8 protein-coding genes are annotated in these 11,740 nt (G+C 35.7%); 1 reads left to right on the top strand and 7 read right to left on the bottom strand.

What is annotated here, in order from left to right:
• Window positions 1-93 precede the first annotated feature (93 nt).
• The 6 genes from ACFSJT_RS09345 to gyrB all read right to left on the bottom strand — a co-directional run bounded on the left by ACFSJT_RS09345 (window position 94) and on the right by gyrB (window position 8,174).
• On the bottom strand, window positions 94-714 hold the full coding sequence (locus tag ACFSJT_RS09345; RefSeq protein ID WP_378319996.1) for a hypothetical protein: 621 nt from the start codon (window positions 712-714) through the stop codon (window positions 94-96).
• 122 nt (window positions 715-836) lie between these two features.
• Entirely contained in the window at window positions 837-1,784 is a 948-nt protein-coding gene (locus ACFSJT_RS09340) for a SecDF P1 head subdomain-containing protein (RefSeq protein ID WP_378319995.1), read from the bottom strand.
• Between the two features lie 64 nt (window positions 1,785-1,848).
• On the bottom strand, window positions 1,849-2,775 hold the full coding sequence (gene mdh, locus ACFSJT_RS09335; RefSeq protein ID WP_378319994.1) for a malate dehydrogenase: 927 nt from the start codon (window positions 2,773-2,775) through the stop codon (window positions 1,849-1,851).
• 86 nt (window positions 2,776-2,861) lie between these two features.
• Window positions 2,862-3,863, bottom strand: a complete 1,002-nt coding sequence (locus ACFSJT_RS09330; protein ID WP_378319993.1) for a DUF6588 family protein — start codon at window positions 3,861-3,863, stop codon at window positions 2,862-2,864.
• Window positions 3,864-4,078: 215 nt separating this feature from the next.
• Window positions 4,079-5,980 carry an outer membrane protein assembly factor BamB family protein gene (locus ACFSJT_RS09325; RefSeq protein ID WP_378319992.1) on the bottom strand — a complete coding sequence of 634 codons (1,902 nt, stop codon included), beginning with the start codon at window positions 5,978-5,980 and terminating at the stop codon, window positions 4,079-4,081.
• A gap of 253 nt (window positions 5,981-6,233) precedes the next feature.
• Complete coding sequence (gene gyrB, locus ACFSJT_RS09320) at window positions 6,234-8,174, bottom strand: DNA topoisomerase (ATP-hydrolyzing) subunit B (RefSeq protein WP_378319991.1); 1,941 nt, start codon at window positions 8,172-8,174, stop codon at window positions 6,234-6,236.
• Between the two features lie 423 nt (window positions 8,175-8,597).
• Between gyrB and ACFSJT_RS09315 the strand changes: the two genes are divergently transcribed.
• Window positions 8,598-9,743, top strand: a complete 1,146-nt coding sequence (locus ACFSJT_RS09315; protein ID WP_378319990.1) for a M12 family metallopeptidase — start codon at window positions 8,598-8,600, stop codon at window positions 9,741-9,743.
• Between the two features lie 139 nt (window positions 9,744-9,882).
• Here ACFSJT_RS09315 and asnB read toward each other — a convergent pair whose 3' ends face one another.
• Complete coding sequence (gene asnB, locus ACFSJT_RS09310; protein WP_378319989.1) at window positions 9,883-11,547, bottom strand: asparagine synthase B; 1,665 nt, start codon at window positions 11,545-11,547, stop codon at window positions 9,883-9,885.
• Window positions 11,548-11,740: the final 193 nt, after the last annotated feature.

Here is an 11,740-nt window from a genome sequence, read left to right as displayed (position 1 = left end):
ATGACTTTCAAAAGCTAGAATTGCTCTTCTTTTTTAACCTTTAATAAAAAAATGATTGATTTTTAGGAATTTCTTAAAAGCTCTGAATTCCAACTAAGCTATTGGTCCAGCTCTTACTTCTGGTATATTATGTGAAGTATTATCTATTGCTATTGCAATATTTGTATTTACTTTTTGGGCTACTTTTATAAGCCTACTTATATCCTCGACCTTATTATCAGGAACAACACCAAATGAGTAAAAGTTTGAATACTCACCTCGTTCCTGGTTAACCTCTGATATATATATCCCATTAAAGTCAGAACCAAAATCTGTACTTTTTTGAATTTCATAAACGTCCAGATGGTAATCTTTCGGGTTTTTATCTGAAGGATATTTGTTGTCATTCTTGTGATGATCATAAACAGTGTGCTCGAGTGCTACATTGTGTTCTTCAGAAAGTATTTTTTTTATAACCTCAATACCTGCATCGCTATAATATGTGATTTTAAGCGTGCCATTTTTAGGCCCGTTGGATATTCTTGTACCTTTTACCCCTATGGATTGCAATTGTTTCTTAACGGTAGTTATTGCATTTTGAGCTTCTAGAGAGGAAGCTTCAATAGTAACAAACTCTAGTACAATTTCCTGATTAGGTACAACAGTTTGCTGCTGAACAACAACAAGCAATGCAAGCGCGGTAATTAAAACCCCGAGGTACCATTTTTTCTTCATGGCGCAAATATAAAAAATTAAAACTGCTTTTCTAAGGTCTTCAAATAAATATGCATTGTAATCTATCACACGCTACAAACGAACTAAAAAGAAACAACTTAAAGTCAGGTTGACCCTAATCATTATTCTTTAAACTGCTCTACAGTAACATCTAGCAAGCTCATTTTTGGAAGAACTCCAGAATTTAGAATGTTTGCTAAATCTTGTGCCTGTTCTACAGTAAAATCTCCAGAGATTTGTGACATTCCTCCAAAAATAGGTCCAGATGATACTCCTGGAGCACTATACACCTTATTATCAATCACCATAGCTATTTGTGATCTTTGTTCGAACACACTACCCGTCAAATCCTCCCAAATCTTTGATCCTTCTTCATTCATCTTTATGGTTATTATAGGTCTTGCCAACTGATCAAACTCTTGACGAGCTTGTTTAACGACCTCACCACTTAACGCTGGTTTTCCTTGTTTATTGAGCTTAAGAGCATATAAAGGAATATCACCATTTTCTGTTGGTTTTATACCCCACAAAAATTTGGTATTTCTTTTTCCATTGGGAAGTTTAGCTACTGCACTTTTTAAAGACAAATATGTATTTACCGCAGACGTATCTTTTTCTGAAACACTAAAAAGAATTGCGCCACCTTGATATCCCCGACTTTTAATCAAATCAAACAACGGATCCTCATTCTTATCTTCTTCTTTAGCTAATGTATTCACTATTGTTATAAAGTCCATCATTTCATCTAGATGGTATACTTCATAAAACTTAAGTTGACCTTGATTGATAATCAAATCTGTAATTCTCTTAGGGCTGTAATGAGTAGCAGCTTCGAGGTAGATTTGATTTTTTCCATGCACTCGCTCCAGCCGATTAATCATTGCAACTTTATGAATTCTTTTACTTAAAGTTTCTATAATGCTATCGATTTTTTCATCTGACTTCAACTTTTCATCATATGCGATGTTTACTCTAAGTATCTTGTCGGGTTTATGTCCTGAATGACAAGATGAAGTAGCCCAAACAATAATAGTCAAGAATAAAAATTTGAAGAAACTCGTTATGTACATGAATTTTTGATTAAAAAAAGCCACAATGAAGTGGCTTTAATAATTATTTGTTTGATATAATAAATTACAATTCTAGCAATCCATTAGTTTTCTTTACGCCCTCTGCACTTTCAGCTAATTTAGCCTTTTCTTCATCGCTAAGTGTTATCTCAACAATTTTTTCAATACCATTTCTGCCCAAAACTACAGGGGTACCAATACAAAGATCGTTTAATCCATATTCCCCTTCTAGTAATGTAGAACAAGGGAAAATTTTCTTTTGATCACAAGCAATTGCCTGCACTAAACCAGACACAGCAGCTCCCGGTGCATACCAAGCAGAAGTTCCCAATAATTTTGTGAGTGTCGCGCCACCTACTTTAGTATCGGCAGCCACCTGCTCTAATCTATCTTCAGAAATAAATTCTGAAACTGGCACACTGTTTCTGGTTGCCAATCTAGTTAAAGGCACCATTCCTTTATCACTATGACCGCCAATTACCATTCCGTCGACATCTGAAATTGGTGCTCCCAATGCCTCTGCCAATCTATATTTAAAACGTGCGCTATCCAAAGCTCCTCCCATACCGATAATTCTATTTTTAGGAAGATTTGTTGTTTTGTGCACCAAATACGTCATGGTATCCATAGGATTACTAACTACAATAATTATAGCATTTGGTGAGTGCTCGATCAGATTGGAAGACACTGTTTTCACAATTCCAGCATTAATCCCGATCAGTTCTTCTCGAGTCATTCCTGGTTTACGGGGGATCCCAGAAGTAATTACAGCAATATCGCTACCTGCAGTTTTAGAATAATCTCCTGTAGTTCCAGTAATTTTGGTGTCAAATCCATTTAAAGAAGCTGTTTGCATAAGATCCATGGCCTTACCTTCTGCATATCCTTCTTTGATGTCTAACAATACTACTTCTGAAGCAAAATCCTTGATGGCGATATATTCAGCACAACTTGCACCTACTGCACCAGCTCCTACTACTGTAATTTTCATTGTATATTTTTTTGATTGTAATTAAACTTATTTGAGTTGCGAAAATACGAATTCTTAAATGAATTTATCAGCCAATAAAAAGTTAATTACCATCCAAAAGCAAGTCCTAAGGAGAGATTTCCAAAATTCTGTAAGGTGTAATCCATATTTGCTTTAAAAATACCAAATTGTGCTCTTGCACCAATGGTTGCTTTGATACCATTGGTCTTAGTTCTAACACTAATTGGATCAGTCACCACTTCGGAAGCAAATGGCCCGTTCTGGATTTGATAAGTCCCTAATAGATCCGCATCATTGGATCCAAAATAATACCCAAGCCCTCCATAAAAATTATACACCGGAAATTTAGTTGAAACAATGCTGGTGAGCAGCCATGAATTTGAATTTAAACGTACCTCCTGATCTGCTCCCGGAACTCCTGTCGTAGTATTAAGATCATAAAATCCTTTTACATTGGTGTATCCCAACAAGGCAGAAATTCTCATAGGCAATCTTTTTAACGGAAAAATCCAATCCGTAAATTCATGTTGAAAAGCAACCCCGTATAATTGTATTTCGGCATCCCCAACAGTTTTGATTTTTGGTAAAAATCGAAGTTTTATCTCTGTGCTTTTTATTAGTCCTATGGATCCCTGGATAAATCCCCCAGGTAAAGATCCTATATCAGAATCACCAATTCCATCGGGTAATACAACTTCTAACTCTGAAGCTTGTCCTTCATTAATAACCACCGACAAATTTTCGGGATTAGAACCCAATGAGCTTCCCACAAACTGACTAAAGGTGCCATCTCTGAAAGAGAGATTGGTATACTCTGCAGTTCTTAAAAGAAAAGATTGTTTATCATCCCTTACAAAAGAAAGGTTACCTACAATACCCACTTCAAAATGCCAGAGTTTCTTTGTTTTTGCAGTAGTATACCAGCCGTTAGACATATTATTTATTAAAGCCTCTCCAGCTGGTTCAAAATAATCTTGACTAAACCTTTGGGCGTTTTCTACTCCTAACTCAAGGATTTGATCGATATCGGTTTGAGAAGTGATTACCTGACTTAAAAAAAAAGCAATCAGTATTGTAATTTTTTTCATGAATTTGGATTTATGGGCAACGCAATATAAAAAAAAACACCCAAATCATTGTAAAAGCAAAATTTCAAAAGCATTTGTTAATGTTGCACACCATTAAATGACTAACGCTACAAATCTCAGAAAATTTTCCTAAACATTCATTTTTGAATCATTGTTTCAACAAAAAAGGATGCTTCTATAAAGAAGCATCCTTATATAAAACTGTTTATTTAAGATTATTCGTAATCAAAAATATTAAGATTCTGTCCTTTGCTATAAAAAACTCTTTTTTCTACCTGGTCTACGTGATAATTAGGCTTATTATCTTCAAAAGTAAATTTATCTTTTTCTTCACCTGCATCCTTGGTCACCTGAACCAAGTATTTTGTTTCTGCATCATCTTTGGTAAAGAAGAAAGAATAATCTCTTGTATTGGCAGAACCATCATAACGATTTGGGTTATACAGCGCTTCTGAAGCCATTTGACCGTAGGCTCCTGCCTGGTATTGTACTGCTCCTTTATCTGCTTGCTTGAAACCTCCTGTTCCCGGAGGTCTTACTCCTGTAAATGTTTCTGCAGCTCCAGATGTTGCTCCCATACCCATATTATATACTCCTGCAGTTTGATATGCTGCACCTGCAACACTACCCACTACAGATAATGCGTTAAGTAATTTACGTCCTGTTTCTCCTGGTTGTGGATAATATTTGGTTTTTTTAACTGTACCATCTTTTGCTACGATGGCAAACTCCCAAGGACTGCTTAAGAAATAATTATCTCCTCGTACTTCTAGTCTATTGAAATCCTTATGCTTCTTAAGCTCAAGTTTTTGGCTATTATCTTCACCCCATCCTTTATCTGGGTTCAATAAGTACAATCTCTTACCATCTAATACAATCAAATTCTTTTCTTGCTCGTCATAAGCGATTCTAGTTTCTTCATCAACACTAAATTTCCATACTGCCTTCTTTAGACCATCTTCATAGTATGCTATCCTGTATGGTGTAGCAATGATACTTCCTTTACTATATCTAAATTCATCATAGGTGTCATCTTCTCCTACTTCGGCTAAGAAATCGTTACCGTTGAATTGTGGCTTTTTCCAGATTTTTTTTCCAGTATCGTCCAATAAGATTTTTCTAGCACCGTAGTATACCATATACCCTTCATCAACTTTCTCTACTTCGTTAATCCTTCTTTTCTCAAAATCTTTCTTCCAAATTTTTTCACCTGTAGCATAATCATACACGCTACCTGCTTTTTCGTGCTTGATAAATAGTTTTCCATCTACTTCTTGCTCAAACATAAAACCTTCATCTAACTTAATAGGTTTTTTCCATGCTTTGCTTCCGTCTGCAGAGTTAAAAGCATAAATTTTATCTCCTAATGCTGTCAATTTATTCAAATTCATTGTCATTGCAGCACCCATCATTGATCCAAGACCCCCTCCTGCAGCTTCTACAGCATACACTATATCTTTGGAAGGATTAAGGAATAATTTACCTATTTTCTCTTCTTCGTTAAGGATCACCGTTCCATTATCACTATTAAGGATAAATAAGTTAGATCCCAAGCTAAATGCGATATTATTATTCTTATCTACAACAAGATTATCAAGGTTACCTTTCTTTTTAAGTGTTAATTCGGCATTCCATTTAGTTTCATTTGACTTTAAAGAAACGAGAAAGGCCTTATTCTTTGTTTTATCTTCTGTGGTACACTGAAAAATGAACGACTCTAACTCAGGAATTATCTGAAAAGACTTGATCTTCTTATATCCTTCTTTTTCTTTATCCAATAATACTTTACCGTCGCGCGTATCAATTAATAGGTTAGCAACAATAATGTAAGGTGAAAACGGAACCATTCTGTAATTATCCTGATCTGCTTGAATTGCACCACCTAACAGAGAAATACGATCTCCTGTCACTTCCCATATTTTTGTTCCTTTCTCTGCATCTATTCCAGCAACGGTTTTATCTGTTAGTACAATTGGAACCGCAGAGAATTCGTGAAAAAATAATTGCTCGATTTTCCCATCGAAGCTTATTTGCTTATCAGCACTTCGCTGGGCAAAAATGGTATTACAGCTCACCAAAAGAACCAGTAATGAAAGTTTAGATAGATTTAGTTTCATTTTATGAAATTTAATTATTTAGGAATTTAAATTCAGAACTTGATAGAACAGAAAACCAAACACGCCACAACATTTTTTAGTGTAAGGTGAGTTATAAAAATACAAAGAGTATTTATTCATTTAGATTCACGTTTCTAATCTTCTTAACATTACATTAAGAATTTGCAAATTTATACAAAAAAAAGAATCTACCATATATTATGGTAGATTCTTGATAAAATCGTAAAGCTGTTTTCATATTGCAAATGAAACTTTATGCGTCAATATTAGCATAAACAGCATTCTTTTCTATAAACTCTCTACGCGGTGGCACTTCGTCTCCCATAAGCATAGAGAATATTCGATCGGCCTCGGTAAGGTTATCAATGCTAACTTGTCGAAGTGTTCTAAATTCTGGATTCATGGTTGTATCCCAAAGTTGCTCAGCATTCATCTCTCCAAGACCTTTATATCGTTGGATTTTGGAGTTTTCCCCAAATTCTTTAACGATTTGATCCCGTTGATCATCATTCCATGCATATTGTTTCTTTGCACCTTTTTTAACCAAGTACAATGGTGGTGCAGCAATATAAATATGCCCTGCCTCAATTAATTCTTTCATATAACGGAAAAAGAAGGTTAAGATTAATGTCGAAATGTGACTACCATCTACATCGGCATCACACATAATTATTACTTTATGATACCGAAGCTTGGAAAGATTTAAAGCTTTGCTATCTTCTTCTGTACCTATGGTAACTCCTAGTGCAGTAAAAATGTTTTTGATTTCTTCGTTTTCAAAAACCTTATGGTGCATGGCTTTTTCAACATTCAGAATTTTTCCGCGTAGTGGAAGAATTGCCTGAAACATACGGTCACGACCTTGTTTAGCCGTTCCTCCTGCAGAATCACCCTCTACAAGATACACCTCGCATAATGCAGGATCCTGCTCAGAACAATCTGAAAGCTTACCAGGAAGACCCCCAATACTCATTACCGATTTACGCTGTACCATTTCACGTGCTTTCTTAGCAGCGTGACGCGCTTGTGCAGCAAGAATAACTTTTTCGACTATTATCTTTGCATCGCTTGGGTTTTCTTCAAGGTAATTCTCTAGCATTTCAGAAACTGCTTGAGAAACAGCCGAGGTAACTTCTCTATTCCCTAACTTAGTTTTGGTTTGCCCTTCAAACTGAGGTTCTTGAACTTTTACAGAAATAATTGCGGTCAAGCCTTCTCTAAAATCATCCCCTGCTATCTCGAATTTCAGCTTATCCAACATTCCTGAGGCATCAGCATATTTCTTCAGCGTTGATGTCAATCCTCTTCTGAAACCCGACAAATGCGTTCCTCCTTCGTGGGTATTGATATTATTAACATAAGAATGTAAGTTCTCTGCATAAGAATCGTTATAAATCATTGCTACTTCTACCGGGATATCGTTCTTCTCCCCTTCCATAGCAATCACATTCCCGATGATAGGGTTTCGACTAGCGTCTAAAAATCTAACAAATTCTTTTAAACCTTCATCAGAATGAAAGATCTCTGACACGTATTCACCCTCATCATCTTTATGACGCATATCGGTGAGCGTAATGGTAATTCCTTTATTAAGATACGCCAACTCACGCATACGACTGGCCAGGGTATCGTAATTATATTCTAGAGTTTGCTGAAAAATAGTCGGATCAGGCTTAAAAGTGACCATGGTACCTCTAAAATCTGTATCACCAGTCGATTTTACAGGATATAATGGTTTACCTTTCTCATATTCCTGTTCCCACACTTTACCCTCTCTATAGACGTAGGCATGCAGATGATCTGAAAGTGCGTTTACACAGGAGACACCAACCCCATGCAGACCTCCTGAAACTTTATAAGAATCTTTATCAAACTTTCCTCCTGCTCCGATCTTGGTCATCACCACCTCTAGTGCAGAAACCCCTTCTTTTTTATGAATTTCTACAGGAATTCCACGACCATTATCTCGGGTTGTAATAGAGTTGTCTTCATTAATAGTTACTTCAATAGTATCACAGTGTCCTGCAAGTGCTTCATCAATAGAGTTATCTACTACCTCATATACTAAATGATGTAAACCTCTAGTTCCTACGTCACCAATATACATCGATGGACGCATACGCACGTGCTCCATTCCCTCTAATGCCTGAATACTATCGGCAGAGTATTTATCTTTCTTTTGTTCTTCGCTCATAAACCAGCTTTATTTTTATGATAATTTTGGTTAACGAACAAAGATAAAAAAACAGTAAAAGATAAAAAGGTTTTAACAAAGATGATTTAAAGAGTTATCAACAATTAATTAAGATTAGTACCAGAAAAAAGAAAAACGTTCTTAAAAACGATAAAAAGCACCTTAAACGGATTTTATAAAAATTTTAATATTTCTGAATGCAAGAATTACTTACACTTTAAATTTCAAAAAATATTGTCTATAGCTCTTGACTTTATAACAAATCAATACGCTTCCTAACTCAGTGTTTACGAATACTCAAGCCTTAAGATTAATTAACGCTTTTTAACATATTTTTAATCTCAAAAATTACAATAACCTTTGCGCCTTTCTAGTTAACCAACCCATAATTTTAACTTAAAACAAACTCAAATTAAACACGAAATGAAAACACAAAATCTAATTAATTTAGTAAAAGCCACCACATTAAGTTTGGGGATTTTCTTTGCTTCTTGTTCTAACGAAAGCGTAGATGACATTCCAGAAGAAACCGGTGAAAGTACAAAACTTGTAAACAAATACTTTAAAGGTGATTTGATACAAGTAGAAGATTTAGGAAACGGAACACTCAAATGGGGAGACATTCTATTTGATGAAGCTCAATTATCAGACAAAAAGATCCAGTTTGACGCGTTGGCCGCACCAAACCAAGGTATAGATGCAAAATTGGGGCTTGCATCAAGAGTACGAAAATGGAGTAACAACACCATTGTATATATTTTGGACAATAGTTTATCCAGCAGACAACGTGAGGTCACTTTTGATGCAATGGATGAATGGATTAACAAAACCAATATACGTTTTAAAGAAAGAACCAACGAAAGTTCTTATGTAACTATTCGTAATAGCGGCCGCAATTGTAATTGTGCTTCTGCTAGCTTAGGAGTACAGGGTTCTCGAGGTACAATTAACATGGGAGTGAGAACTGGCATTGGAGTAATGACTCATGAAATAGGACATACTTTAGGCTATTTGCATGAACAAAACCGAAGTGACCGAGATCAATTTGTCGATATTTTCCCAGAAAACATTCAAGATGGTGCTATTAGCCAATTTAGAGTGGACAACAACTCAGTGAATCCAGGAAGATTTGATGTTGCGTCTATCATGATTTACAGTAGTTTTACGTTTAGCAAAAATGGTCAGCCTGTAATGCTAGAAAAAGATGGCAGTCGTATTCCTTTTAGAAGTACATTATCTGCTGGCGATATTGCCGGGACTAACCAATTGTATCCAAGCGATACTGGTGGTGGTGATACCTGCGAAGGTGTAGATGAGTGGGTTTCCGGACAGCAATATAATGTTGGCGATAGAGTTACCTATCAAGGATTCTTATATGAAAGAGATTTTTCTGGGTGGAATCGTATTCTTGAATGTGACACCCCGGTAATTGAAGATATTTGTGAAGGGATTTCAGAATGGAGTAGAAATGGAAGTTATTCTGTTGGAGATCAAGTTACTTATCAAGGGTTCCTTTATGAATTACAAAGTAACAGAAGATGGTCTAACCTTGGACGGTGTGGGAACTAACCCTTCCAAATAAACATATAATTTAGTTATAGAACAAAACCCTGAGAAGATTTCTCAGGGTTTTTAATCTCAATTAAACTCAACTTTCAGCTAATAAAAAATAAACTGATACTATTATATATCATTTCATTATATTAATTTAATAAGCTTCTTCATGAACATTAGCTACTGCCCTACCACTTGGATCATTCATGTTTTTAAATGCTTCATCCCATTCTAGGGCAATTTTTGTACTACAAGCCACCGAAGGTTCTTGAGGCACACTTAAAGCAGCCGCATCACTAGGAAAATGACCTTCGAATATGGAACGGTAATAGAACTCTTCTTTATTTTGAGGAGTTTGTATAGGAAATCTAAAACGTGCATTTTTCATCTGTTCATCAGAAACTTCTCTTTCCACTACTTCTTTTAGGGTATCGATCCAGCTATAACCCACTCCATCAGAGAATTGTTCTTTTTGACGCCAAGCAACGCTCTTTGGAAGATATGATTCAAAAGCTTTGCGAATTACCCATTTCTCCATTCTTTCGCCATTGATCATCTTATCTTGAGGATTAATTCGCATTGCAACATCCATAAATTCTTTATCCAAAAATGGAACCCGACCTTCAATTCCCCAGGCAGCCAAGGATTTATTAGCTCGTAAACAGTCATACATATGCAGCTTATCAAGCTTGCGAACCGTTTCTTCATGGAATTCCTGAGCGTTCGGTGCTTTATGAAAATATAGATATCCACCAAAAATTTCATCGGCTCCTTCTCCCGATAGAACCATCTTAACTCCCATCGATTTAATCACTCTAGCCATTAAGTACATTGGTGTCGAAGCCCTAATCGTAGTTATATCATAAGTCTCAAGATTGTAGATAACATCTTTTATAGCATCTAAACCTTCTTGGATTGTGAATTTAATTTCATGATGAACCGTTCCGATATGATCTGCAACTTTTTGAGCTGCCTCTAGGTCTGGAGATCCTTCTAACCCAACAGAAAACGAATGTAATTGGGGCCACCAGGCTTCTTTTGTGTCACCAGATTCAACCCGTTTTTCTGAGTATTTTTTTGCGATAGCCGAAGTAACTGATGAGTCAAGACCCCCAGATAACAAAACTCCGTAAGGAACATCAGACATTAGCTGTCTATGAACCGCAGCTTCTAAAGCCTCTCTTACCTCATCAATACTAGTTTGATTTTCTCTTACGGTTTTATACTCTGACCAATCTCTTAGATACCATTTTTTAGCCTCATCATCTTTACTAAACAAATAATGGCCAGGAGGAAATAATTCAATCTTAGTACAAACACCTTCTAGAGCTTTCAATTCAGAAGCCACATAAAACGTCCCATTTTGATCCCATCCCATATATAAGGGTATGATTCCCATATGATCTCTTGCAATTAAATATGTATCATTTTCAGCATCATAAAGAGCAAAAGCAAAAATGCCGTTCAGCTCATCTAAAAAATCCGTTCCTTTTTCTCTATACAATGCCAAAATCACTTCACAATCGGATGCTGTCTGGAAGTTATATTTCCCATCGAATTGTTTACGGATTTCACTATGATTATATATCTCACCATTTGCAGCCAAGACTAATTTTTTATCTTCACTAAAAAGAGGTTGTTTCCCCGATACCGGATCAACAATAGCCAATCTCTCATGAGCCAGTATAGCCTTCTTATCTGAATAAATACCGCTCCAATCTGGACCTCTGTGACGAATTTTTTTTGACATCTCTAGTAATTGAGGCCTTAAAACCTCAGCATCTTGCTTCAAATCGAAAGCACACACAATCCCGCACATAACATTTCTTTTTCTATTAATTAAGTGTTCAAAGATTAGATTATGATTACAAAAGTAAAACAATAAAGCATTTATCAATTTCAATATGAAATATTAAAGCATCATAAATGAACAAAATCGTAATTTTAAACATCTATTCTTCTTAAAAAACTATCGATTTGTTATCTAAAACATTTAACAGAATTTATAGAGT

This window comes from Aquimarina celericrescens (assembly GCF_042682765.1).
Lineage (GTDB): Bacteria > Bacteroidota > Bacteroidia > Flavobacteriales > Flavobacteriaceae > Aquimarina > Aquimarina celericrescens.
This window is presented reverse-complemented; position numbering and strand designations above follow the sequence as displayed.